Annotated in this window: 21 protein-coding genes and 1 riboswitch; of the genes, 13 read left to right on the top strand and 8 right to left on the bottom strand. The window is 69.6% G+C overall.

What is annotated here, in order from left to right:
• The first annotated feature begins 1 nt into the window (after position 1).
• Positions 2-1,060 carry a ribonucleotide-diphosphate reductase subunit beta gene (locus AB0J91_RS31035; protein ID WP_132674633.1) on the top strand — a complete coding sequence of 353 codons (1,059 nt, stop codon included), beginning with the start codon at positions 2-4 and terminating at the stop codon, positions 1,058-1,060.
• Positions 1,061-1,193: 133 nt separating this feature from the next.
• Here the strand turns inward: AB0J91_RS31035 and metE are convergent, their stop codons facing one another.
• From metE to AB0J91_RS31015, 4 genes are all read right to left on the bottom strand, one after another.
• Complete coding sequence (metE, locus tag AB0J91_RS31030) at positions 1,194-3,464, bottom strand: 5-methyltetrahydropteroyltriglutamate--homocysteine S-methyltransferase (protein WP_363876077.1); 2,271 nt, start codon at positions 3,462-3,464, stop codon at positions 1,194-1,196.
• A 129-nt stretch (positions 3,465-3,593) separates the two neighbouring features.
• Positions 3,594-3,845, bottom strand: a riboswitch (cobalamin riboswitch).
• Between the two features lie 104 nt (positions 3,846-3,949).
• On the bottom strand, positions 3,950-4,717 hold the full coding sequence (locus AB0J91_RS31025; protein ID WP_363876074.1) for a VOC family protein: 768 nt from the start codon (positions 4,715-4,717) through the stop codon (positions 3,950-3,952).
• Positions 4,718-4,822: 105 nt separating this feature from the next.
• Positions 4,823-5,830, bottom strand: a complete 1,008-nt coding sequence (locus tag AB0J91_RS31020) for a helix-turn-helix domain-containing protein (protein WP_363876071.1) — start codon at positions 5,828-5,830, stop codon at positions 4,823-4,825.
• Positions 5,831-5,846: 16 nt separating this feature from the next.
• Positions 5,847-6,860, bottom strand: coding sequence for a helix-turn-helix transcriptional regulator (locus tag AB0J91_RS31015; protein WP_363876069.1), 1,014 nt, complete (start codon positions 6,858-6,860; stop codon positions 5,847-5,849).
• Between the two features lie 365 nt (positions 6,861-7,225).
• Between AB0J91_RS31015 and AB0J91_RS31010 the strand changes: the two genes are divergently transcribed.
• From AB0J91_RS31010 to AB0J91_RS30970, 9 genes are all read left to right on the top strand, one after another.
• Positions 7,226-7,483: a hypothetical protein gene (locus AB0J91_RS31010; protein WP_363792081.1), complete on the top strand. Its 258-nt coding sequence runs from the start codon at positions 7,226-7,228 to the stop codon at positions 7,481-7,483.
• 194 nt (positions 7,484-7,677) lie between these two features.
• A complete protein-coding gene (locus tag AB0J91_RS31005; RefSeq protein ID WP_363876067.1) occupies positions 7,678-9,501 on the top strand; it encodes a long-chain fatty acid--CoA ligase in 1,824 nt (607 codons plus the stop codon).
• Positions 9,502-9,590: 89 nt separating this feature from the next.
• Positions 9,591-9,815, top strand: coding sequence for a hypothetical protein (locus tag AB0J91_RS31000; protein ID WP_363876064.1), 225 nt, complete (start codon positions 9,591-9,593; stop codon positions 9,813-9,815).
• Between the two features lie 96 nt (positions 9,816-9,911).
• Positions 9,912-10,628 carry a GntR family transcriptional regulator gene (locus AB0J91_RS30995; protein ID WP_363876061.1) on the top strand — a complete coding sequence of 239 codons (717 nt, stop codon included), beginning with the start codon at positions 9,912-9,914 and terminating at the stop codon, positions 10,626-10,628.
• Positions 10,625-11,632 carry an ADP-ribosylglycohydrolase family protein gene (locus tag AB0J91_RS30990; RefSeq protein ID WP_363876058.1) on the top strand — a complete coding sequence of 336 codons (1,008 nt, stop codon included), beginning with the start codon at positions 10,625-10,627 and terminating at the stop codon, positions 11,630-11,632. The genes AB0J91_RS30995 and AB0J91_RS30990 overlap by 4 nt, the downstream gene beginning before the upstream one ends.
• A gap of 147 nt (positions 11,633-11,779) precedes the next feature.
• Complete coding sequence (locus tag AB0J91_RS30985) at positions 11,780-13,207, top strand: cytosine permease (RefSeq protein ID WP_363876055.1); 1,428 nt, start codon at positions 11,780-11,782, stop codon at positions 13,205-13,207.
• A gap of 13 nt (positions 13,208-13,220) precedes the next feature.
• On the top strand, positions 13,221-14,141 hold the full coding sequence (locus AB0J91_RS30980; RefSeq protein WP_363876052.1) for a PfkB family carbohydrate kinase: 921 nt from the start codon (positions 13,221-13,223) through the stop codon (positions 14,139-14,141).
• A 158-nt stretch (positions 14,142-14,299) separates the two neighbouring features.
• Positions 14,300-14,800 carry a GNAT family N-acetyltransferase gene (locus tag AB0J91_RS30975; protein ID WP_363876050.1) on the top strand — a complete coding sequence of 167 codons (501 nt, stop codon included), beginning with the start codon at positions 14,300-14,302 and terminating at the stop codon, positions 14,798-14,800.
• A gap of 44 nt (positions 14,801-14,844) precedes the next feature.
• The gene (locus AB0J91_RS30970; protein WP_363876047.1) at positions 14,845-15,846 is read left to right on the top strand and encodes a M14 family zinc carboxypeptidase; all 1,002 of its coding nucleotides are present in this window, start codon (positions 14,845-14,847) and stop codon (positions 15,844-15,846) included.
• 196 nt (positions 15,847-16,042) lie between these two features.
• Here AB0J91_RS30970 and purU read toward each other — a convergent pair whose 3' ends face one another.
• Both purU and AB0J91_RS30960 read right to left on the bottom strand, forming a co-directional pair.
• Positions 16,043-16,906, bottom strand: coding sequence for a formyltetrahydrofolate deformylase (purU, locus tag AB0J91_RS30965; protein ID WP_363876044.1), 864 nt, complete (start codon positions 16,904-16,906; stop codon positions 16,043-16,045).
• The gene (locus AB0J91_RS30960) at positions 16,906-17,757 is read right to left on the bottom strand and encodes a 5,10-methylenetetrahydrofolate reductase (RefSeq protein ID WP_363876041.1); all 852 of its coding nucleotides are present in this window, start codon (positions 17,755-17,757) and stop codon (positions 16,906-16,908) included. The genes purU and AB0J91_RS30960 overlap by 1 nt, the downstream gene beginning before the upstream one ends.
• A 288-nt stretch (positions 17,758-18,045) precedes the next feature.
• Between AB0J91_RS30960 and AB0J91_RS30955 the strand changes: the two genes are divergently transcribed.
• Positions 18,046-19,446: an aminomethyl transferase family protein gene (locus tag AB0J91_RS30955; protein ID WP_363876038.1), complete on the top strand. Its 1,401-nt coding sequence runs from the start codon at positions 18,046-18,048 to the stop codon at positions 19,444-19,446.
• Between the two features lie 84 nt (positions 19,447-19,530).
• Here AB0J91_RS30955 and AB0J91_RS30950 read toward each other — a convergent pair whose 3' ends face one another.
• Positions 19,531-20,496 carry an alpha/beta hydrolase gene (locus AB0J91_RS30950; protein ID WP_363876035.1) on the bottom strand — a complete coding sequence of 322 codons (966 nt, stop codon included), beginning with the start codon at positions 20,494-20,496 and terminating at the stop codon, positions 19,531-19,533.
• 78 nt (positions 20,497-20,574) lie between these two features.
• Positions 20,575-22,032, bottom strand: a complete 1,458-nt coding sequence (locus tag AB0J91_RS30945; protein WP_363876033.1) for an MFS transporter — start codon at positions 22,030-22,032, stop codon at positions 20,575-20,577.
• A 125-nt stretch (positions 22,033-22,157) separates the two neighbouring features.
• On the opposite strand from AB0J91_RS30945, the gene AB0J91_RS30940 reads away from it, so the two are divergent.
• Positions 22,158-23,381, top strand: coding sequence for a cytochrome P450 (locus AB0J91_RS30940; RefSeq protein ID WP_363876030.1), 1,224 nt, complete (start codon positions 22,158-22,160; stop codon positions 23,379-23,381).
• A gap of 36 nt (positions 23,382-23,417) precedes the next feature.
• On the top strand, positions 23,418-23,612 hold the full coding sequence (locus AB0J91_RS30935; RefSeq protein WP_363876027.1) for a ferredoxin: 195 nt from the start codon (positions 23,418-23,420) through the stop codon (positions 23,610-23,612).
• The last annotated feature ends 70 nt before the right edge of the window (positions 23,613-23,682 follow it).

The raw sequence follows: 23,682 nt of genomic DNA, 5'->3' as shown, positions 1-23,682 counted from the left end.
CATGAGCACCACCACCGGACTCGGCACCATCGACCGCGACGGCGGGCGGGTCGACGTCTCCGAGAAGGCGATGATCAACTCCCGGGCGGACGTCAATCAGCTGCTGCCGCTGAAGTACGGCTGGGCCTGGGACAAGTACCTCGCGGGTTGCAACAACCACTGGATGCCCACCGAGGTGTCGATGCAGGCCGACATCGCGCTGTGGAAGTCCCGCGACGGGCTCACCGAGGACGAGCGCACCATGCTCAAGCGCAACCTCGGGTTCTTCGCGACCGCGGAGTCGTTGGTGGCCAACAACATCGTGCTCGCGGTCTACCGGCACCTCACCAACCCGGAGTGCCGGCAGTACCTGCTGCGGCAGGCGTTCGAGGAGGCCGTGCACACCCACACGTTCCAGTACATCTGCGAGAGCCTCGGCCTCGACGAGGGCGAGTTGTTCAACGCCTACCGGGAGATCCCGTCGATCGCCGACAAGGACGCGTGGGCGCTGCGCTACACCCAGAACCTGGAGAACCCGGAGTTCGCGACCGGCACCCCGGAAGCCGATCAGGCGTTCCTGCGTGACCTCATCGCGTTCTACGTGATCTTCGAGGGCATGTGGTTCTACACCGGGTTCGCGCAGATCCTGTCGCTGGGCAGGCGGAACAAGATGGTCGGGATCGCCGAGCAGTACCAGTACATCCTGCGCGACGAGTCGATCCACCTGAACTTCGGCATCGACTGCATCAACCAGATCAAGCTGGAGAACCCGCACCTGTGGACCCCGGAGTTCCAGCAGGAGGCGCGCACGATGCTCCGCGAGGCGTGCGAGCTGGAGAACGCCTACGGCCGGGACACCATGCCCCGCGGGATGCTCGGCCTGAACTCCGAGGTGTGCGAGCAGTACATGCGGTTCATCACCAACCGCCGCTGCGCACAGCTCGGACTGGAACCGGTCTTCCCGGAAACCGACAACCCGTTCCCCTGGATGTCGGAGACCATGGATCTGAAGAAGGAGAAGAACTTCTTCGAGACCAGGGTCACGGAGTACCAGTCGGGCGCGGCGCTCACCTGGGACTGAAGCGCCGAGGGGCGGTTTTGGTCCGAACTGACCGGACGAAGCGGACTTCGATCGTGGAAGGTTCGGACCAAAACCGCCCGGTGCCGGCACCACCGTCACAACGGCGACCGCCGGCGACGGAGACCCGGCTGGATCAGGGGCGGGTGCGGTGGGCCGCCTCGGTCATGTTGCGCAACGCCGGTTCCACCTGCGGGTAGTCGCGGGTCTTGAGACCGCAGTCCGGGTTGACCCACAGCCGGTCGGCCGGAACTGCCTTGAGAGCGGCCCGCAGCAGCTCCCCCATCTCCTCCCCGTCGGGCACCCGGGGTGAGTGGATGTCGTAGACACCTGGCCCCACGCCCCGGTCGAAGCCGACCTCGTTGAGGTCGGCGAGGACCTCCATGCGGGAGCGGGCCGCCTCGATGCTGGTCACGTCGGCGTCGAGGGCCACGATCGCGTCGATGACGTCGCCGAACTCCGAATAGCACAGGTGGGTGTGGATCTGGGTCGCCTCGGCGATCCCGGAGGTGGCCAGGCGGAACGATTCCACCGCCCACTCCAGGTAGGCCGGCCGCTGCTCGGCGCGCAGCGGCAGCAGTTCGCGCAGCGCGGGCTCGTCGACCTGCACCACGCGGATCCCGGCCGCCTCCAGGTCGCGGACCTCGTCGCGGATGGCGAGCGCGACCTGCCGGGCGGTGTCGGCCTGCGGCTGGTCGTCGCGGACGAACGACCACGCCAGCATGGTGACCGGACCCGTCAGCATTCCCTTGACCGGCTTCTCGGTGAGCCGCTGCGCGTGCGCGGCCCACTCGACCGTCATCGGTTCCGGACGCCGCACGTCGCCGAACAGGATCGGTGGCCGCACGCACCGGGAGCCGTAGGACTGCACCCACCCGTTGTCGGTGGCGGCGAAACCGTCGAGCTGCTCGGCGAAGTACTGCACCATGTCGTTGCGCTCGGGCTCGCCGTGCACCAGCACGTCCAGGCCGATGTCCTCCTGCAGCGCGATGACGCGTTCGACCTCGTCGCGCATCCGCTGCCGGTAGGTGGCCGCGTCGATGCGCCCGGCGCGCAGCGCGGCCCGCGCCTTGCGGACGTCGGTCGTCTGCGGGAACGATCCGATCGTGGTGGTCGGCAGCGGCGGCAGGCGAAGCGACTTCTGCTGCGCTTCTGCCCGTTTCGCGTAATCGGTGCGCCGGGAGTCCTGCGGGCGCAGCGCGTCGAGTCGCGCGCGAACGCGGTTGTCGCGCACCCGCTCCGCCCGGGCCCGGTCGGCCACCGCCGCTCGCGCCTCGACGAGCTCGCTCTCGACGACGTCGCGGCCTTCGCGCAGCGCCCGCCCGAGGGTGACGACCTCGCGGACCTTCTGCGCCGCGAAGGACAGCCACGGCTTGACCTGCGGATCGAGCGTGGTCTCCGCGTCGACGTCGTAGGGCACGTGCAGCAGCGAGCAGGACGTGCCGATGCCCACCTCGCCGGCCGAGCCGAGCAGCGTCGCCGCCGCGGTCATGCACCGGTCGAGGTCGGCGCGCCAGATGTTGCGGCCGTCGATCACCCCCGCGACCAGAGTCTTGTCGCGCAACCCGGGCGTGGCGGCAACTCGGTCCTGAGCGGACGGATCGGTGACCAGGTCCAGCGCGATGCCCTCGATCGGCGCGGCGGCGAGCACGCCGAGCGCGTCACCGGGATCGCCGAAGTAGCAGGCGGTGAGGATCGCGGGGCGTTCGGCGAGGTCGCCTAGGCGCCGGTAGGTGTTGCGCAACGCGTCGAGCTCCTGCGGCGTGCGGTCGGCGGCCAGCGCGGGCTCGTCGAGCTGCACCCACTGCGCACCGGCCCGGTGGAGTTCGCCGAGCAGCTGCTCGTAGGCGTCGGTGAGTTCGGCGAGCTTGTCCAGCGGGTCGAAGTCCTCTTCGGACGGTTTGGACAGCAGCAGGAACGTCAGCGGCCCCACCAGCACCGGCCGGGTCTCCACCCCGAGCTTGCGCGCCTCCCGGAACTGCTCGACAGCGGTGCGGTCGGTGAGCGAGAAGCTCGTGTCCGGGCCGATTTCGGGGACCAGGTAGTGGTAGTTGGTGTCGAACCACTTCGTCATCTCCAGCGGGGGCACGGCCTCGGTGCCGCGCGCCATCGCGAAGTAGGTGTCCAACGCGCCGAGGCCCAGCTCGGCGTAGCGGCGCGGGACGGCGCCGAAGGCGACGGCGGTGTCCAGGACGTGGTCGTAGTAGGAGAACGTGTTGCCCGGCACCGAGTCGAGGCCTGCTTCGGCCAGACCTCGCCAGGTGTCCTCCCGCAGCCGACGCGCGACCTCCCGCAGGTCCGCCTCGCCGCTGCGGCCCGCCCAGTAGGACTCCAGGGCGCGCTTGAGCTCCCGGTTCGGGCCGATCCGGGGATGTCCGAGTACGGTGGATCCGATCTTGCTGGTCAACGCTCTCTCCTCGCGAGCTCGACGTGGTCGGTCGAGGACTTCGCGGCAGGCACGCGCCGACCAGCGGACGCACGTCGCCCGCTGATCGTCCGCCAGGTCCTCCCGCGAGACCTCGGACCAGCGCGCACCGTCGGTGCGCGCGCCGGTGGCAGGTCTTCGGACTCGCGGGCAGCCGGCCTCGGGGAGGTCCCGGTGGAACCTCGCGCATCAAGACCGGACCTACTGGCCGTCGCTTCCCGGACGCGTGACGCCCAGTGCTCATGACGGCGGTCGTTCCCGCTCACCGCTGCGGGGCAGTCCCGGATTCGCACCGGGTTCCCTCTTGCCTCGTCCGATCGCGCTCACCGCTCGACCGGACGAACCACCAGCACCCTCAGGCTAACCATCCACGGGCACGAGACAACCCCGCGCGGCGTCCGGCCGGGTCCCCATCACGGCTCTGAGCTCGTGTTCGACACCCGGAGGAGATCCCGATCACGGAGCGGTCAGCCGGCCTTGGCGGAACCGATGGTGAAGGGCGTGCCGAACGGGTCCTTGACCTCGGCGATGCGGCCGTAGGCCATGTCGTAGGGGGGCTGGACAACGCCGCCCGCGTCGGTGGCTCGTCGTGCGGTGGCGTCGGTGTCCTCGACCATGAACAGCGTGCCCCAGGACGAAGCGGTGGCGGACGGGTCGCCGAGGATGCCGCCGATCTCGTGGCCGTCGGGTCGGCGCAGGAACGTGAAGTCACCTTCGCCGAGGTGCCCCTCGCTGTCCAGGCTGAAGCCGAAGACCTTCGGGTAGAACTCCCGCGCCGGACCCGGGTCCGGGGTGACGAGATCGTTGCGCAGCAAGGTGTTCGGCTCGTTGACGAGGCGGGATCCGATGTGCTTGTTGCCGTGCCAGAGCCCGAACTGCCCGCCTACCGGGTCCTTGAGGATCGCCATCCGCCCCTTGTCCATCACGTCCATGGGCGGGGTGATCACCTGGCCGTCGGCGGCCTCCGCCTTGGACACGGTGCCGGCGACGTCATCGGTGGCGAAGTAGACGTTCCACCAGAACTCGGTCGCCTCGAGGTCGTGGTTGGGCATGAGCGCGGCGACTTCCCTGCCCCGGACCAGGCACATCGTGTAGCGGCCCATCTCCTCGGGCCCCACGTCGAACTCCCACCCGAAAACGGCGCCGTAGAAGTCCATCGCACGATTGAGATCGGGGATCCCCAGATCGATCCACGCGGGCGTCCCGTTGGGCTGCACCGCATCCACTTCCGCCATGACTCCTCCTCAGCTGCCGGGGAACTGCCACGACGGTAACCAGCGGCCCTGACAAATCGCCCACCGAAGCACGGGAGAGTGTCACCCCGGTGCACAGAGGAATTCTCAGGTTTTGATGGGGGACCAGGCTCGCAGCCACGTGTCGGGGTTGCTGAGGTCCGGGGTGGCGGTCGCGTTGCGCACGACCGGAACGCGCATCAGCATCCCGAAGTTGTCCGGATCGGCGATCCGGTGCTCGAGGCGCTCGTGGTTGCGCTCGCGCAGCTCGGGGTCGGTGAGGCAGCGGACCGCGCCGAACCCGCCCCGGGTGAACACACCGCTGCACAAGGTCAGGCTGCGCCGCACGTTGTAGGGGTTGGGGAAGCGCGCCAGCATGCCCACGTCCTCGATCAGCCGGTCGTCGTGCAACGTCGGCCGGTACTGCCGGGATTCCTCGGCGACCTCGAAGACCTCCCCGTGCCCGAGGTCGTCGACCTCGACCTGGCGCACCGGCAGCCCGAAGCGCACCTGACGCCGCATCGGGTTCATCGCCGGACTTCCCAGCAGCACCAGGTGCGCCTGCAGGTCGTGCGGGTCGATGCGGCGGGCGATGTCGAACCGCACGTCCGACGCGGGGTTCAGCGCGCGGACGTGCCCGTAGAGCTCGATCAACGAGTCACCGTCGGCGTAGGAGGACATCCCGATGTAGTTGCGCCGCTCGGGCGAAGCCAGCGGCGAGAGGTTCCGGGCGGGAACGCGCCCGGTGAGGATGCGCACCGGGCCGCCGTCGGGGAACCGCCAGAAGTCCGAGAACCCCTGCGCCGACGTGGACTCCTCCGCGTGGGACCGCAGCGCGTCCAGCTCCTCCTTGAGCTTCGCGCGGAGCCGGCGCTCCTGTTCGGTGAGCGAGGCCGGTGAGGGGAGTTTCCCGTTCCTCGCCGGGTTCTCGGCCGCGAAGAAGGTCGCGTAGTCGCCGAGCCGGGGCGGCGGCGGCACCTTCACCCCGCCTTCCCACTGCGAGACGCTGGAGACCGCCACGCCGAGGACCCGCGCCAACTTCCCCTGGGTCAGGCCGTGCCCCTGGCGCAGTTGCCGCAGCCGTGCGCCGAGACCGGACCGCTGCGCACTCACCATCGCCGCCTCCTCGTGATCAGGTCTTCGGTCGCCACTCGTAGAGCCGGTTCGCCGGGTTCTGCAGGTCGGGTGTGCCGGTCACGTGCCGCATCACCGGAACCCGCATCAGCACCCCGAAGCGGTCGAGGTCCTCGACCTCGTCGTGGAGGTAGGCGAGGTTGCGGTCCTTGGCCTGCGGATCGGTCAGGCAGCGCACCGCGCCGAACCCTCCCCTGGTGAACACGCCGCTGCAGAAGGTCAGCGTGCGGCGAATGTTGTTCGGGTTCGGGATCCGGGCGAGCATTCCGACGTCCTCGACGAGCTGATCGCCTCGGAAGCCGGGTTTGAGCCTGTGCTCGCCGTCGATTTCGAACACCGAACCGTCGGGGACGTCCTCGTCGGGGACCTGCCGGACCGGCCACTCGGCGGTCAGCCACTCCACCCACGGGTTGGCCGCGCCGCTGCCCAGGAACACCAGGTGGGCGCGCAGGTCGTCGTCGCCGAGGTTCTCGAGCCGGATCTCCACCTCGGAACGCGGGTTGGCCGCGCGCACCGTCCCGAACAGCTCCACCGCGGCGTCGAGGTCCGCGCAGCGGGCCAGCGACAGGAAGTTCGGCTCGCTGGGAGTGCCCAGCGGCGACCAGTGCTTCTCGCTGAGCCCGCCGGTGACGATGAGGACCGGCCCCCCGTCGGGGAAGTGCCAGAAGTCCTGGCCCGCTTCGGCTTCCGCGGGACCGCGCACCTCGTCCAGCGTCGTCCGCAGCCGGTCGAGCTCCTGCTTGAGCCGCAGGCGCTCTTCGCGCTGCTCGCCGGTGAGCTGGTTCTCCGGCGGGACCCCGCCGGTGGTGGCATCGGCGGCGAAGAACGTCGCGTAATCGGCCAATCGGGTGAGCGGAGGTAGTTTCGCGCCGCTCTCCCAGGAGGAAATGCTCGACACCGCGACGCCGAGGGACCGCCCCAGCCGAAGTTGCGTCATACCGCGGGATTCGCGCAGCTCGCGCAGCCGCGAGCCGAGCCGTCCGGTTCCGCCCTGGTTCCCGGGACGGGCCATCGCGCCGTCTCCTTCACTCCGTTCGGATAATTTCACCAAACTTCACTGAACCACTGAAGACCAGCAGATACTGACACCTCGGGTGCATAACGGCAAGTCGTTGCCCAGCAAAGACATTGACGGTCTGTTGAGGTGATCGCATACTGAAGGCGGAGCGTTTCACCTGGCGGCGAAGAACTTCAACGGAGAAGTGAAATTTCACCGCGGCAGAGGCGCTGGGCGTCTCGGATCACCATCAGAGGCGCGGCCGGCGGATCGTCGGCCGGACATGCGAACGCCCCCGGAAATCGTTTGGCCACGACCGGGGGCGCTGCGCGCACTCACGATCACCCTCACAACGGGAAACACCCGTGAAGGGAGCTCGCATGTTCACGATACTCCCGGAGGTGCTGGCGGCAAACGACCCACAGGTCGTCACCCCTGACACCGTTTCGTCCGTCCTGCAAGGAATGCTGTTCGGCATCCTGGTCGCGTTGTTCGCGGCGGCGGTGGTGCTGGCCCGGGCGATGTCCGGACTGGCGACCATCGCCCGGTCGGTGCTCGGCCCGCCCGCGGCCGTGTTCACCGTGCTGTCGGTTCTCGCCCTCGTCCTCCTCGCCGGGAACGCGGGGGCCAGTCCATGATCCACCGACCCGATCCGCACCTGGCGGGCCCGCCGAACCCGGGTCCGCCTCCGGTGCGGTCGGAGACCACCCGGGAGGCACCGACCTGCGAGTTCGCCCCGCAAGGCAACTCGTCGGTAACAGATCGGAACGACCTCTCCCGATTTGTCCGATCCTCATTGCGCGGGTGCGTGACCTCGATTACGTTCCCGCCCATGCCTGCCGCGATCTCCTCAGAATTCCGCTCGGTTCCCGACATGCTGCGCGACCGCGTCCAGCGGTCGGGCGACAACGAGGCGTTCCGCTACCCGGAAGACGAGCAGTGGCGCTCGCTGACCTGGTCGCAGACCTGGGAAAGGGCGCGAGCGATCGCGCTGGGGCTGCACGCGATCGGCCTGGGGTCGCAGCAGCGGTGCGGGATCCTGGCCGGCACGCGGATCGACTGGATCCTCGCCGACATGGGCGTGATGTGCGCCGGTGGCGCCACCACGACGATCTACCCCACGACCACGGCCGAGGGCTGCGCCTACATCATCTCCGATTCCGGTTCGACGATCGTCTTCGCCGAGGACGACGAGCAGATCGCCAAGCTGCGCGAGCAGCGGGAGAACCTGCCCGAGCTGACCCGCGTCATCACCTTCGACGGCACCGCCGACGGCGACTGGGTGCTGAGCCTGGCCGACCTGGAGGCCCAGGGCCGCGCCGAGCACGAGGCCGAGCCGGAGCTGTTCGACCAGCTCGTCGAGGCGGTCGGCATCGACGACCTGGCGACGCTCATCTACACCTCCGGCACCACCGGCAACCCCAAGGGCGTGCGGCTCGCCCAGTCGAACTGGGTCTACGTCGCCGAGGCGATGCACGCCACCGGCGAGATGACCGCCGAGGACGTGCAGTACCTGTGGCTGCCGCTGTCGCACGTGTTCGGCAAGGTCCTGCAGGTCGGCCAGATCCGCACCGGATACCTGACCGCGGTGGACGGCCGGATCGACAAGATCGTGGACAACCTCGGCGAGGTGCGTCCGACGTTCGTGGCCGGTGCGCCGCGGATCTTCGAGAAGATCTACAACAAGGTCGTCGTGCAGGCCAAGGAGGGCGGCGAGCTCAAGTACAAGATCTTCCGCTGGGCCTGCGCCGTGGGCCTGGAGATCTCCCGGCTCCAGCAGAGCGGGCAGCAGCCCGGCCTGGGGCTGAAGGTCCAGTACGCGGTCGCCGACAAGCTCGTGTTCTCCAAGCTGCGCGAGAAGTTCGGCGGCAGGCTGCGGTTCTTCATCTCGGGCAGCGCCGCGCTGGCACCGGACATCGCGCGCTTCTTCCACGCCGCGGGCGTGCTGATCGCCGAGGGCTACGGGCTGACCGAGACCACCGCGGCCAGTTTCGTCAACCGCACCAACGACTTCCGCATCGGCACGGTGGGCCAGCCGCTGCCCGGCACCGAGGTCCGCATCGCCGAGGACGGCGAGGTGCTGCTGCGCGGTGGCGGTGTGATGCTCGGTTACCACAACATGCCGGAGGCGACCGCCGAGGTGCTCACGGGCGAGGGCTGGTTCCACACCGGTGACATCGGCGAGCTCGACGAGCAGGGCCGGCTGCGCATCACCGACCGCAAGAAGGACCTGATCAAGACCTCCGGCGGCAAGTACGTGGCGCCGCAGTCGGTGGAGGGCAAGTTCAAGGCGCTGTGCCCCTACGTCAGCAACGTGGTGGTCTTCGGCGACAAGCGGCCCTACTGCGCCGCGCTGGTGACCCTCGACGAAGAGTCGATCGTCGAGTGGGCGCAGGCCAACGACCTCGGCGAGCTGTCCTACGAGGAGCTGGCCGCGCATCCCAAGGCTCACGAGATGGTGGCCGCCGCGGTCGAGGACCTCAACGCGACGCTGAACCGGCACGAGACGATCAAGAAGTTCGCGATCCTGCCGCGCGAGCTGACCATCGAGCACAACGAGGTCACCCCGAGCCTGAAGATCAAGCGGAAGGCCGTGGCCGACAACCACGTCGAGGCCATCGAGGAGCTGTACCCGAACACGGTCGAGACGCTGTAGCGAATCGCTCGAACGGGCCACGCCGATGAGGCCAGATCCTCCGGCGTGGCCCTTTCGCATGTCGGTGGGCGGTCGCACCATCTGCAGATGTGTCGAGGCTTGGCCGCCTGTGGAAGGGCGCGGTGCACACCTGGGAGGTGTGCCGCGAGGCCGAGGAGCGCAGGCAGTTGATGTGCCGCCCGTGGGAGGAGCAGATCCTGCACTGGTCGCGGCAGGAGGACGGCTGGGTGCTGCACGGCGAGCACCTGCCGCCCGACACGCGCTGGCGCTACGGCTCCACCAAGGGGGGCTGGTGCCCCCGATCCGACGGCTGATCCCGAACTCGCGCAACGGGCTTCCCGAAACGGGACCACTACTCCGTCAGCGTGGCATATGTTGTGCCTACCGGGCAGTAGCCTTACTGTACAGGAATGAACAGGACTGGACAGGTTCCCTTCGGGAAACGTGACCGGTTGATCGCCGAGCTCACCGAGCAGATCCGCTCAGGGCGGCTCGCGCGCGGCGAGCAGTTGCCGGGCGAGAACCAGATCGCGGAGAAGTACCAGGTCAGCCGCGGTACCGTGCGCAGCGCCCTGTCCGAGTTGCAACGCCAGGAGCTCATCGCCACCCGCAGCGGCGTCGGCTCCTTCGTCACCTTCGACGGAGTCACGCTCGACCAGACGGTCGGGTGGGCCACCGCGCTCGCCGACTCCGGGTTCGACATCAGCACCGAACTGCTGGGCATCGAGCTCACCACCGACGCCGAGCTCACCGAGCGCTTCGGAGTCGACGAGTTCATCGCCATACGCCGCCTGCGCCGGGACCGGGCCGTCGGGCCGGTGTCGGTGGAGACGTCCCTGATCCCGGCGGTCGGAGAACTGCGCGAGCTGCCCGAGAAGGGGCTGCTCGAAGGCTCCATAACAACCACCCTGCTCTCGGCCGGGCTGGTCGCCGGTGCCGGCGACCAGCGCATCGGCACCCACGCGCTGTCCGCCCGGATGGCCGCGCTGCTCGAACGCCCCGAGGGCGAGCTGTTCCTGCAGGCGGTGCGCACCAACGTCACCGCCGACGGCCAGCTCGTCGAGCAGGTCACCAGCCTGCTCGACCCGAACCGATTCCAGTTCCACCTGACGTTTGGCCGCCCATGAGCACACGCGACCGCGCGCTCGGCGCTTTCTACGGACTGGCGATCGGCGATGCCCTGGGCATGCCGACGCAATCGATGTCCCGCGAGGACATCGTCACCCACTACGGCTTCATCCGATCGCTGCGCGACGCCGTCGCCGAGCAGCCGATCTCACCGAACCTGCCCGCGGGCACCATCACCGACGACACCGAGCAGGCCGTGCTGGTCGCCGACCTGCTCATCGGCGGCTCCGGCACGATCGACCCGATGGTCTTCGGAAAGGCGCTGCTGGACTGGGAAGCCGGGATGGTCGCGCGAGGACTGGCCGACCTGCTCGGGCCGTCCACCAAGCGCGCGCTGAAGCTGCTCGAATCCGGCACCGACCCGGAGGAGGCCGGTCGCGGCGGCACCACCAACGGCGCGGCCATGCGCATCACCCCGGTCGCCATCGCCACTCCCCCTGAGCTCGGCGGGCTGGTGGAGGCGGTCGCGGCGGCCAGCAAGCTCACGCACAACACCAACGTCGGCATCGCAGGCGCTTCCGCCGTGGCCGCCGCCGTGTCGGCGGGCATCGACGGCGCAGACCTGTCCACCGCGCTCGATCAGGGCGAACACGCCGCCGCGCTCGGTGCCCGCAAGGGCTGGTGGTGCGCGGGTGGCGACATCGCCTGCCGAATCCGGTGGGCTCGTCGCTGGGTTCGGGGCATGGACCGAACCACTCTGTCCTACGCCGTTTCCAAGGTCATCGGAACGTCCGTCGCCGTCCAGGAGTCGATGGTCGCCGCCTTCGCCCTCGCCGAGGCGCTGGGCGACACACCGGTCGAGGCGCTGACCACGGCCGCGGGCCTCGGCGGTGACACCGACACGATCGCCGCCGTGCTCGGCGCGATCCTCGGTGCGCAGCACGGGCTTTCCGGTTTCCCCGTGGATCTGCTCACCAAGGTGCGCGAGGTCAACGCCCTCGACCTGGAACCGGCCGTGGACGGTCTGCTCGAACTGAGGAGTCAGTTCAGCGTGCGGCGGTAGCCGCTGTTCTCAGATGTGGGACCGAACCGCGTTCTCAGCGGTTCTCCGGTGAGGACAGCCGCAACGCCGTGCGGGTTCCGCCACCCGCACCGCTGAGCAAACCGAACTCGCACAATCACAAGAACTCCGGTAGCCGAAGGAGATCGCATGGTCCGCGAGGCCACGACCGAGAACTCGGAAAGCGCCCTGGAGACGCGCGGGATCGAGCCGGTACCGGAGGAGGAGCGCACCGGCCATCCGATGCAGCTGTTCTGGGTCTGGTTCGCCGCCAACATCTCGATCCTGGGCTTACCCCTGGGCGCGACGCTCGTCGCCGAAGGCCTGGCCTTCTGGCAGGCGGCGATCGTCGCGGTGATCGGTTCGGTCGGCTCGTTCGCGATCGTCGGCGTGGTCTCGATCGCCGGACGCCGCGGCGGCGCACCGGGTTTGACGCTCTCCCGCGCTGTCTTCGGCGTGCACGGCAACGCCGGTCCGACCGTGGTGTCGCTGATCTCCCGCCTGGGTTGGGAAACCGTCAACACCACCACGGCCGCGTTCGCGCTGCTGTCGCTGTGCGCGATCCTGTTCGGCACCGCCGGCGATGCCAAGGCGACGCCGGTGCTGACGATCATCTGCATCGCGGTCTTCGAGCTGCTGACGATGGTGGTCTCCGGCCTCGGCCACAAGGTCCTGGTGGCCGTGCAGCGTTGGGCCACCTGGGTTTTCGGCGCGCTGAACATCGTGGTGGCGATCAGCCTGATCGCCACCATCGACTGGCACGCGGTCGGCGCGGCCTCCCCCGCCCCGATCGGCGTGGTCATCGCGGGCATCGGCACGATCGCCGCCGGTACCGGCATCGGCTGGGCGAACGCCTCGGCGGACATGTCGCGGTATCAGTCCCCCGCCGTCAGGGCCGGTTCGCTGGTCGCCTCGGCCGCCGTGGGCGCCGGTATCCCGCTGATCCTGCTGATCTCGCTGGGTTCCCTGCTCTCGGCGGGTGATCCGGCGCTGGCCGAGGCCGGCGACCCGGTGGCGGCGATCCGCGCGATGCTGCCCGCCTGGATGGCCGTTCCCTACCTGATCGCCGCGGTCGGCGGACTGCTGCTGTCCAACCACCTGTCGGTGTACTCGGCGGGGTTGTCGACGCTGACCATGGGCATCAACATCAAGCGGGTCTATGCGGTCGCCGTGGACGTGGTCGTGACCTTCCTCGGCTCGATCTACTTCATGCTCGTGGCCGACAGCTTCTACGACCCGTTCGTCACCTTCATCAGCCTGCTGGCCATCCCGATCACCGCGTGGCTGGGCGTGTTCCTGACCGACATGCTGCACCGCAAGACCTACGACCCGGCCGGGCTGATGGACATGCGCAGCACCAGCTCCTACTGGTACCGGGGCGGGGTCGAGCCGCGCGCGTTCTTCGCGTGGGCGCTGGCCATCGTGGTCGGATACCTGTTCAGCAGCAACGACTTCTTCACCGGTCTGCTCGCCGAGACCTGGCTGGGCGAGAACGGGCTGGGCTGGGTGATCACTTTCGTGATCTCCGCCGGTGCCTACGCGCTGCTGGGCGGCGCCCGAAAAGCATCAGTGCAGTAGGGAGGTCGTCCTCATGTCCGGTCGTCTCGTGCACACCGGCCAGGTCGTGCTGGACCTGGTCATGCGGGTGCCGTCGCTGCCGCCGACGGGCGGTGACGTGCTCGCCGAGAGCACCGAACTGCTGCCGGGCGGCGGGTTCAACGTGATGGCCGCCGCCGCTCGATCGGGCGCCGAGGTGGTCTACGCGGGCGCGCACGGCACCGGGCGCTTCGCCGATCAGGCGCGAGAAGCGCTGCGCGCCGAGAGAATCGAGGCCGCCCAACCGCAGCAGCCGGACTCCGACAACGGGATCTGCGTGGCGCTGGTGGAACCCGGCGGTGAGCGCACGTTCGTCACCGGCGTCGGCGCGGAGGGCCGGCTGCTGCCGGAGCAGCTGGCGCAGGTGCGCACCGAAGCGGCCGACATCGTCTACCTCAGCGGCTACAGCCTGCTGCACCCCTCCAACCGGGAAGCGCTGCTGGCCTGGCTGCCGGGGATCCGTTCGCGGGTGCTGCTCGATCCGTGCCCGCTGGTCGCCGACATCCCCGCCGAGGTGCTCGACGCGGTCCTGCCGAGCGTGGACGTGCTCAGCTGCAACGCCGATGAGGCCCGCGTCCTCGCTGGCGTGACCGAGGCCGAAGGCGCGGCCGGGAAGTTGGCCGGTCGGCTGAGCGGTTCGGCCGCGGTGGTCGTGCGCGACGGCCCGTCGGGCTGCCTGCTCACCGTCGGCGGCGCGACGCAACGCATCCCGGGCTTCCCTGTCACGGCGGTGGACACCAACGGAGCCGGGGACACCCACTGCGGTGTCCTCGCCGCGATGCTCCTCGAAGGCGCGGACCTGCCCACGGCCGCGCTGCGCGCCAACGCGGCGGCCGCCCTGTCGGTCCAGCACCGAGGCCCGGCCACCGCACCGCAGCGCGGAGAGCTGGACGAGTTCCTCACCGGGCGCGCCTGATCCCGAGCAGGGCCGCCACCACGAGGCACCCCGCGCCGACACCGACCAGCGAGCCGGATTCGGTGAGCACGGCACGGCACACGACGTCGGCCCTGATTTCCGCGGAAATCAGGTAGCCCGGGTGCGGGAGCTGCGAAGCTGGTGCGGGAGGTGTTGTGATGATCCGGTTGGCCAGGGAGGACGACCTTCCGATCCTGCGGGAGGTGGAGCGGGACGCGGGCGGACCGTTCGCCGACCTCGGGATGGACCTGGTGGCCTACGACGAACCTCCGTCGCCGGCGGTGCTGCGGGAGTTCCAGGAGGCCGGGCGGGCGTGGGTCGCGGTCGTCGAGGACGTTCCGGTGGCGTACCTGATCGCCGCGGTCGTCGACGGGTGCGCGCACGTCGAGCAGGTCTCCGTGCGTCCGGATCACGCCGGTCGGCGGATCGGTTCCAGGCTCATCGAGACCCTCGCCGCGTGGGCGCGGGATCGAGGTCTGCCCGCGCTGACGCTGACCACCTTCATCGAGGTCCCCTGGAACGGGCCCTACTACCTGCGCTGCGGGTTCCGGTACCTGACCGACGACGAGCTCACCCCGGGTCTGCGGGAGATCCGGGCCGCCGAGGCGGTGGCCGGACTGGACGCGTGGCCGAGGGCCTGCATGCGACGCGACCTGTAGGCGGATCTTGCGGGTGCCGGTCCGGGCTTGCAGACTTCATCGTCATGTCGAATTCCATACGTCTTGCCCTGTTGTCGGCGTTGATCGCCGTGGTGACAGCGCTCGGGCTCGTCGCTCCTGCGGGCGCGGCGCGCGAGATCGACCCGCGGCCGAGCACCGAAGAGCTGGCCCGGCAGCTGCTCGACCTGCAGGTCCGCAGCCACGGCGAGGTCCGGGTGACACCGATCGGCGCCAGCAACCAGCAGCGGCCGGTGTGGAGCGCGCGGGTCGGGCACGGTCCGCAACGCATCCTCTACGTCACGCAGCAGCACGGCGACGAACCGCTGGGAACGCCTGCGGCCCTGGAATTCCTGCGCGAGGTCGGCGTCGGCAACGATCAGCACCAGCGCTGGTTGCGCGAGCAGGTGACCGTGGACGTGGTGGTGCGCGCCAATCCCGACGGCCACGAGCACAACTGGCGCTACAACTACGACCCGGACGCCGACCCGGAGTTCGGCGAAGCGGGCAAGGGATACGACATCAACCGCTACCACGACCCCGCGGTGGCACCGGAGGACAACCCGGCGACCGAGGCGGGTCTGATTCAACGGCACCACGACGACTTCAAGCCGCACATCACGGTCGACTACCACATGCAGGGCCGCTACGTCGGCGGCGACGGACGTGAGATCACCGCGTCGTTGATGTGGCCGACGACTCCGGGCGTCGCCGAAGAACCGCTGACCCTGGCCAAGCAGGTCTCGGTGATCGCGCGGTCGGCGATGGACGCCGGTGGTGCCAACGTCTCCCAGTACCCGGGCGGCGATTACCAGGGGATCGCCCGCAACGCCTACGGCCTGCTGGGCAGCGGCAGCGTGCTCATCGAGCTCAGCGACATGGGTCCGGAGCACGAGCAGTTCCAGATCACCTCGGCGCTGGCCTCCATGCACGCCATCGCCGAGGCCACGGCGGACGGCTCGGTCACCGCGGTCGATCCCGCCGAGGCCGACGCCATCCCGCCCCGCGGCGAGCCCATCTCCGCGGCCACCGCCCGAGCGGGCGACTGAACGGAGGGCCGTTCGAATTTCGCGCGAAATTCGACATCCGAAGTTCCAGGTCGAATTTCGCGCGAAGTTCGAATCCTTCGCCCGGCAGCGTGACGACGCACGAGGGCCAGCACGCTCCGCAGCGCCCATCCTGACGCGGGTTCCTCGAATTTCGCGCGAAATTCGAATCCCCTCGCCCGGCGAGCGGGGCGGTCAGCTAGAAGACGACCGTCGTGGCGCCGTCTTGGAGGACTCGGTCGTCGCAGTGCCAGGCGACCGCGCGGGAGAGGACTTGGCGTTCGACGTCGGCGCCCTTGCGGCGGAGGTCCTGCGCCGAGTCGCGGTGGGAGACCCTGATGACGTCCTGCTCGATGATCGGTCCTTCGTCGAGCTGCTCGGTGACGTAGTGGGCGGTGGCGCCGATGAGCTTCACCCCTCTCTCCTTGGCCCGCTGGTGCGGATTGGCGCCGGTGAACGCCGGCAGGAACGAGTGGTGGATGTTGATCACCGGCGTCCCCAGCTCGGCCAGGAAGTCCCCCGAGAGGACCTGCATGTAGCGGGCCAGCACGAGCAGGTCCACGTTGCCCTCGAGCAGGTTCAGCTGCTCCTTCTCCGCCGCCGCCTTGGCCTCGCGCGGGACCGGCACGTGGAAGAACGGGATGCCGAACCGCCGAACGTCATCACCCAGGTCGGGGTGGTTGGACAGCACCATCGGGACGGTCATGTCGATCTCGCCGCGACGCTGCCGCCACAGCAGGTCGAGCAGGCAGTGGTCGGCTCGGGACACGAAGAGCCCGACGCGCTTGCGCCGCCGCACCTGCACCAGCCGGAAGTCCAGGCCCAGCTCCTCGCCGAGCCGGGTCTCCAGCGACGCGTTGAGCTCGTCGATCCGCGACGCCAGCTCGGGCAGCTGGAACACGGTGCGCTGGAAGAACCTCCCGCCTTCGGGATCGCTGGAGGACTGGTCGAGGGCGAGGATGTTGGCGCCGTGCTCGGTGAGCGCGCCGGAGACGCTGGCCACGATGCCCGGACGGTCGGCACCGCGCACGATCAGCCTGCCGTAGTCGAAACCGCCGTCCATCAGCGCGCTTCCCCCTCCGCGAGCGAGTCGAGCAGGCGTCGCCGCCACCGCTCGGTTCCGGCCAGCTCGTTGAAGGTGAAGATGTGCAGCCCGCGCAGTTTCGTCCCGGGCGCCACCGCGCCCAGCCGCCTGGCCAGGCGGGTCGGGTCGTAGCGGCCGGGCAGCAGGAGCCGCCACAGCAGCCCCTGCTGCTTCTGCAGGAAGCGCGCCGACCGACCGAGTCCGATCCCCGCCGAGATGCGCACCAGCTTCTGCCTGCTCACCGGCCCCGGCATGCCCACCGCGACCGGCAGGTCGACCTCGCTCGCCCAGTCGCGGGTGGTGGCGGCGTCGAAGCAGATCTGGGTGATGACCCGGGTGGCCAGCGGCGTCTTCCGCCGCAGCGCTTCGTCGATCACCGGTCGCGGGATGCTGCCGTGCCCTTCCGGGTAGCCGCCGATGCCGACCTCGGAGAACGGGTGGCCGATCTCAGCCATGACCTCCAACAACGAGTGCGCGTCGGGGAACTTCCCCGCCGGTCGCGGCGCGTCGCCGCCGATGACGAAGGCGGAGTCGGCGCCGGCCGCGGTCAACCGGTCCAGCACGTCGGAGACGTGCCCGCGGTCGACGAACTGCCGCGCGGGCAGGTGCGGGGCGACTCGGTAGCCGCGCGCCAGCAGTCGTTCGGCGAGGCCGAGGGTGGCGTCGATGCCCTTGGCCTCGGTCGCGGTGACGGTCAGCGGCACCGAGCTCGGCACGGATTCCACGACGGCCTGCTCGGTGCTCTTGAACGGCATCACCTCGTAGCTGATGTTGCGCACCAGTGCGGCGAGACCGGACCGGGGGCCGGCGATCTCCTGCTGAGTGGTCATGGCGGGCTCCCTGTGAAGGCACGTGGGGTGCGGGCGTTCTCGCGACGCGCGAGCACCCAGTACAGCCGAACCCGAGGCGTCGATCGCCGGGCGCGGATGCCGTTTCGGGCGCGACAAATGTCCGCCCCGGCACCTGAGATCCCGCCCGGGACAACGGCGAGTACGTCATCCGACGCACCCGGGGTGCCCGGTTCAGCCCGGTTCGCAGCCGCAATTGCGCTGTGTCGCAACGCGTTTGCCGCTGCGTAGCGTGAGCCGGACCAGGATCACGCGAGGGACGGGTGGACGATGAGCGCGAAGAACCTGCAGGAAGTGCTGGACCAGGCCGGTAACGCGGTCGATCTGCTCCGGAACTCACAGCTCGGGGCCTACATCTACCCGGTGGTCCCGGCGGAGTTCAGCAACTGGCGGCGCGAGGTCATCGCCTGGCGCCAGACGGCGGTGCTGTTCGACCAGACGCACCACATGGTGAACCTGTGGGTGTCGGGTCCGGATGCGCTGAAGTTGTTCTCCGACAACGGGATCAACTCCACCGCGAACTTCCCGGTCGATTCCGCCAAGCAGTACGTCCCGGTCTCCCCGCAGGGCGGGGTCATCGGCGACGGCATCCTGTTCCGGCTGGCCGAGGAGGCGTTCGTCTTCGTGGGCCGCGCCCCGGTCGCCAACTACCTGATCTACCGGGGTCGCTCGGGTTATGCCGTCGACGTCCGGCTGGACCAGCGCTCACCGTCGCGGCCCTACGGCAACCCCGTGCGGCGGGACGTGTGGCGCTACCAGATCCAGGGCCCGAACGCGTGGAAGATCATCGAGAAGGTCAACGGCGGGCCCGTCGAGCAGCTGCGGTTCTTCCGCATGGGGACGATGAACGTCGCCGGCGAGCAGGTCCGCACGTTGCGCCACGGCATGGCGGGTGCGCCGGGCCTGGAGCTCTGGGGACCCTACGAGAGCCGGGACCGGGTGCGCGACGCGATCCTGGAAGCCGGTCGGGAGTTCGGCATCGAGCAGACCGGGTCCCGCGCGTACGCGTGCAACACCCTGGAGTCGGGCTGGATCCCCTCACCGCTGCCCGCGATCTACACCGGTGAGGAGCTGCGCGACTACCGCGAATGGCTCGGCGCCGACAGCTACGAGGCCACCAACGCGCTGGCGGGCAGCTTCGTCTCCGACGACATCGAGGACTACTACCTCAACCCGTGGGAGCTGGGATACGGCTCGTTCGTGAAGTTCGACCACGACTTCGTGGGCCGGGACGCGTTGGAACGCATCGATCCGGCCACCCAGCGGCGCAAGGTGACGCTGGCCTGGAACGCCCAGGACCTGGGCGAGCTGCTGGCGAACCCGGCGCAGCCCGACGGGCCGCGGTACCAGTTCTTCGACCTGCCCAACGCCAACTACGGTTCGTCCAACTTCGACGCGGTCCTGGACGCCGACGGCAACGCGGTGGGCCTGTCGCTGTTCACCGGGCTCAGCGCCAACGAACGCACGGGGCTGTCCCTGGCCACGGTCGCACCGGACGTTCCGCTGGGCGCGGAGGTGCGGGTGGTGTGGGGCGAGCCGGACGGCGGCACGCGCAAGGCCACCGTGCAACCCCACGAGCAGTTCTCGGTCCGCGCCGTCGTCAGCCCGGCGCCCTACTCGAAGGTCGTCCGGGAGAGCTACCGCCCTGGCTGGCGTTCGGCCGCGGTATGAGCCCGTGGGCGGTTGTGGTCCGAACCGTCCATGATCGATGTCCGATGTGTCCGGTCAGTTCGGACCAGAACTGCCCGTCCCGGCTCAGCCGTTGACGATGCGCCGCAGCCACGCGGTCCGGGCCTCGGCGGCGGACTTGCTCAGCTGCGCACCGGGGAACATCCGGAATCCGTGGAAACCACCTGGCCAGACGTGCAATTCGGCCACCCCGCCGGCCTGCCAGATGCGGGTGGCGAAGGCGACGTCCTCATCGCGGAAGGTCTCCGCGGATCCGACGTCGATGAACACCGGCGGCAGCCCGGACAGGTCCTCGGCGCGTGCGGGAGCCGCGTAGGGCGAGACGTCGTCCCCGCCGCGGGAATCGCCGAGCAGCGCGGTCCAGCCCACCTCGTTGGCCTGCTGGTCCCAGATGCCCAGCCCGCGCATCTGGTGCGCCGACGGGGTGTCGTTGCGGTCGTCGAGCATCGGGGCCTGCAGCAGCAGTCCGATGCTCTTCGGCCCGTCGAGGTCCCGGCTCATCAGCGCCACTCCGGCGGCCAGTCCGCCGCCCGCGCTACCGCCGGTCATGACGATCCGCTCGGTGTCGAAGCCGTGCTCCGCGCCGTGCTCGGCGATCCAGCTCAGCCCGGCGTAGCAGTCCTGCACCGGCGCGGGGTGCGGGTTCTCCGGCGCCACCCGGTAGTCCACCGACACGATCGCGCAGCCCAGCTCGCGGCCCCACTCGGTGGCCATGACGTCGAGGGCCTGCCGGTGATCTCCCATGATCATGCCGCCGCCGTGGATCGAGTAGACGACCGGCAGCGGACCGGTCGCCTCCGCCGGGCGCACGATCACCAACGGCACCTCGGGAGCACCCTGCGGCCCGGGAACGGCGCGGTGCTCGACGGTGAACCCGTCGGCCTGGAGCTGCTCATCGGTGGTGAACTGCCGCGACATCTCCCGCAGCTTCGGAACGTCCTCCAACTTGAAGCCCATCCCGGTGTCCGGCATGGCCTTCAGGAAGACCTCCAGCTCCGGATCGAAGGGGACCGGCGGCGCAGCCTCGCTCATCACGCATTCCTCACAACTCTCGACGCGGCCGGACGCACCGCGTTCCCCGAAGGATTCAACCACCGCCCGCAACCGAATTCAGCGCGCCGCACGCGCGGTGACCAGAACGGCCTCGACGGGCCGGTCCTTGCCGGGCAGGAACGCCGCGATGCTCAGCGCCGCCAGGGCGGCGAGGCAGCCGATGCCCATGATCACCTGGAAGCCCGCCTGCGACGGCACGGTGATCGGCCCGAAGTCGGTGGTCATCTGCGCCAGAACGGCTCCGGCCACCGCACTGGACACCGAGGTCCCGATGGAGCGCATCAGCGTGTTGAGGCTGTTGGCGGCTGCGGTCTCCGACACCGGCACGGCACCCATGATCAGCGCGGGCATCGCTCCGTAGGCCAGGCCGATCCCGGCGCCGATGATGCTGGAGACGACGATCAGCTGCCACAGCTGCGACAGGAACACCACGCCCAGCCCGTATCCGGCGGCGACGACCACGGCACCGATCATCAGCGTCACCTTCGGCCCGCGGGCCTTCGAGGTGCGCGCCGAGACCGGCGACATCGCCATCATCACCAGGCCGGAGGGCGCCATCACGATGCCGACGGCGAGCATGGTCTGCCCCAGGCCGTAGCCGGTGCCGGTGGGCAGTTGCAGGACCTGCGGGAGCACCAGCGACATCGCGAACATGGCGAAGCCGAAGACCGCCGAGGCGATGTTGGTCAGCAGCACCTGGCGGCGGGTGATGGTGCGCAGGTCCACCAGCGGTGCGGCGACTCGCAGCTCCCACCAGCCCCACACGCCGAACACCACGACGCCCGCCGAGGCGAGCCCGAGCGTGGTCGCGCTCCCCCAGCCCCAGCTCGCGCCCTTGGACACGACCAGCAGCAGGCAGATCAGCCCGGCCGAGAGCCCGAGCGCGCCGAGCGGGTCGAAGCGCCCGCCCGAGCGCACCGGCGACTCGGGCACGAATGTCACCACGAGCACCGTTGCCAGCGCGCCGAGCGCGGCCGAGGTCCAGAACAGCACGCGCCAATCGGTGCGCTCGGCGAGGAACGCGGCCGCCGGCAGGCCCAGCGCACCGCCGACGCCCAGCGAGGCGCTCATCAGCGAGGTCGCCGAGCCGAGCCGGTCGGCGGGCAGCTCGTCGCGCATGATGCTGATGCCCAGCGCGATCACGCCGGCGGACAGGCCTTGCATGACGCGGCCGATCACGATCATCGGCAGCGAACCGCTCATCCCGCAGATGACCGAACCGATGATGAGCATCGTCAGGCTGATCAGCAGCATCCGCCGCTTGCCGTGCATGTCGCCGAGACGTCCGACGACCGGGGTGGCCACGGCACCGGCGAGCAGGGTCGCGGTGACCGCCCATGCGGTGTCGGACGCGGAGGCGTGCAGCAGGCCGGGCAGCATCGGCACCAGCGGGATCACCGTGGTCTGGGTCATCGCGACCGAGATGCCGGCGAAGGCCAGCACCAGGACCACGAGGTTCGATCGATCTTCCCCTGGAGCAGCGGATTTCTCCGCTTTGCCGGGAATCGCTCGCATGCTCGGGGAACCTCTCGTTCGAACTGTCCGGTGTTGTCCGGGATAGCCTAATTCAGTCAGTTGACTTAATCCAGTTCGCCCCCTAGTTTCGGGTCAGCACGACCACGATCACGAGGAAGGTCGGCATGACCAACACGCTGCACCCGGCCGACGAGGCGGAGATCCCCGAATATCCGATGACCCGCGCGTCGGGTTGCCCCTTCGACCCGCCGCCGCGGCTCAAGGCCCTGCAGGAGGAGACCCCGATCCACCGGGTGCGGCTCGCCGACGGCACCACACCGTGGCTGGTGACCCGGTACGCCGACCAGCGCGCGGTGCTCGCCGACCCGCGCATCAGCTCCGACGCCGACCGGCCCGGCTACCCGCGCGGCATGCCCGCTCAGCCCGGCGGTTCGAAGATCAGCTTCATCCTGATGGACGACCCGGAGCACGCGCGGCAGCGCCGGATGGTGACCGCGCCGTTCACGGTCAAGCGCATCGAAGCGATGCGTCCCGCGGTGCAGAAGATCGTCGACGACCAGATCGACGCGCTGCTCGCCGGACCGAAACCGGTGGACCTCGTCGAGGCGTTCGCGCTTCCGGTGCCATCGCTGGTGATCTGCGAACTGCTCGGCGTCCCCTACTCCGACCACGACTTCTTCCAGGACAACAGCAAGGTCGTCATCCGCCGGGACGCCACGCCCGAGCAGCGCGCCGCGGCGATGAGCAGCCTCACCGGCTACCTGGACGACCTCGTCGGCCGCAAGCTCGAAAACCCCGGCGACGACCTGCTTTCCGGGCTGTGCGAACGGGTCGAGGCCGGGGAGCTGGAGCGCTCGGACGTCGCGCAGATGGGCGTGCTGCTGCTCATCGCCGGGCACGAGACGACCGCCAACATGATCGCCCTGGGCACCCTCGCGCTGCTGGAGCACCCGGAGCAGCTGGCGCTGCTGCGCGAGACCGAGGCCCCCGAGGTCGTGGCCGGTGCGGTCGACGAGATGCTGCGCTACCTGCACATCACGCACAACGGGCGGCGCCGGGTCGCGCTGGAGGACATCGAGGTCGGCGGGCAGCTGATCCGCGCGGGCGAGGGCGTCATCATGCCCAACGACATCGGCAACCGGGACCCGGAGGTCTTCGACGACCCCGACCGCCTCGACCTCAGCCGCGACGCCCGCAAGCACGTCGCCTTCGGCTTCGGCGTCCACCAGTGCCTGGGCCAGCCGCTGGCCAGGATGGAGCTGCAGGTCGTCTACAGCACCCTGTACAAGCGGATCCCGACGCTGCGGGCCGTTCCCGGGCTCGACGAGATCCCGTTCAAGCACAACGGCGCCGTCTACGGCGTCTACGAGCTGCCCGTCACCTGGTAAACCCGAAAACCCCACCACGAAACGGAAAACCCGCTCATGAAGGTCACCATCGACCAGGACAGGTGCGTCGCCTCCGGCCAGTGCGTCATGGCCGCCGAGGACGTCTTCGACCAGCGCGACGAGGACGGCATCGCGGTTCTGCTCACCGACTCCCCCGGCCCCGAGCTCGCCGACGACGTCCACCACGCCGCCGCGGTCTGCCCGGCCCTGGCCATCACCGTCGAGGACTGAGACCGGCGACGTCGACGTCGAGGGCACCTTCGTGGCGGACCGCCCAGAGGACCTCGGCCGCGGTGAGGTG

It is taken from the genome of Saccharopolyspora sp. NPDC049357 (genome assembly GCF_040677225.1).
Taxonomy (GTDB): Bacteria; Actinomycetota; Actinomycetes; order Mycobacteriales; family Pseudonocardiaceae; genus Saccharopolyspora.
Note: the sequence above shows the minus strand (reverse complement) of the source record. Positions and strands in the feature narration are given on the sequence as shown.

Bases quoted from the DNA above. Each gene is read 5' to 3' on its own strand.
- AB0J91_RS31035 (WP_132674633.1), top strand. From the start codon at position 2: ATGAGCACCACCACCGGACTCGGCACCATCGACCGCGACGGCGGGCGG.
- AB0J91_RS31025 (WP_363876074.1), bottom strand. From the start codon at position 4,717: ATGGCGGAAGTGGATGCGGTGCAGCCCAACGGGACGCCCGCGTGGATC.
- AB0J91_RS31020 (WP_363876071.1), bottom strand. From the start codon at position 5,830: ATGGTGAGTGCGCAGCGGTCCGGTCTCGGCGCACGGCTGCGGCAACTG.
- AB0J91_RS31015 (WP_363876069.1), bottom strand. From the start codon at position 6,860: ATGGCCCGTCCCGGGAACCAGGGCGGAACCGGACGGCTCGGCTCGCGG.
- AB0J91_RS31010 (WP_363792081.1), top strand. From the start codon at position 7,226: ATGTTCACGATACTCCCGGAGGTGCTGGCGGCAAACGACCCACAGGTC.
- AB0J91_RS31005 (WP_363876067.1), top strand. From the start codon at position 7,678: ATGCCTGCCGCGATCTCCTCAGAATTCCGCTCGGTTCCCGACATGCTG.
- AB0J91_RS30995 (WP_363876061.1), top strand. From the start codon at position 9,912: ATGAACAGGACTGGACAGGTTCCCTTCGGGAAACGTGACCGGTTGATC.
- AB0J91_RS30990 (WP_363876058.1), top strand. From the start codon at position 10,625: ATGAGCACACGCGACCGCGCGCTCGGCGCTTTCTACGGACTGGCGATC.
- AB0J91_RS30985 (WP_363876055.1), top strand. From the start codon at position 11,780: ATGGTCCGCGAGGCCACGACCGAGAACTCGGAAAGCGCCCTGGAGACG.
- AB0J91_RS30980 (WP_363876052.1), top strand. From the start codon at position 13,221: ATGTCCGGTCGTCTCGTGCACACCGGCCAGGTCGTGCTGGACCTGGTC.
- AB0J91_RS30975 (WP_363876050.1), top strand. From the start codon at position 14,300: ATGATCCGGTTGGCCAGGGAGGACGACCTTCCGATCCTGCGGGAGGTG.
- AB0J91_RS30970 (WP_363876047.1), top strand. From the start codon at position 14,845: ATGTCGAATTCCATACGTCTTGCCCTGTTGTCGGCGTTGATCGCCGTG.
- purU (WP_363876044.1), bottom strand. From the start codon at position 16,906: ATGGACGGCGGTTTCGACTACGGCAGGCTGATCGTGCGCGGTGCCGAC.
- AB0J91_RS30960 (WP_363876041.1), bottom strand. From the start codon at position 17,757: ATGACCACTCAGCAGGAGATCGCCGGCCCCCGGTCCGGTCTCGCCGCA.
- AB0J91_RS30955 (WP_363876038.1), top strand. From the start codon at position 18,046: ATGAGCGCGAAGAACCTGCAGGAAGTGCTGGACCAGGCCGGTAACGCG.
- AB0J91_RS30950 (WP_363876035.1), bottom strand. From the start codon at position 20,496: ATGAGCGAGGCTGCGCCGCCGGTCCCCTTCGATCCGGAGCTGGAGGTC.
- AB0J91_RS30945 (WP_363876033.1), bottom strand. From the start codon at position 22,032: ATGCGAGCGATTCCCGGCAAAGCGGAGAAATCCGCTGCTCCAGGGGAA.
- AB0J91_RS30940 (WP_363876030.1), top strand. From the start codon at position 22,158: ATGACCAACACGCTGCACCCGGCCGACGAGGCGGAGATCCCCGAATAT.
- AB0J91_RS30935 (WP_363876027.1), top strand. From the start codon at position 23,418: ATGAAGGTCACCATCGACCAGGACAGGTGCGTCGCCTCCGGCCAGTGC.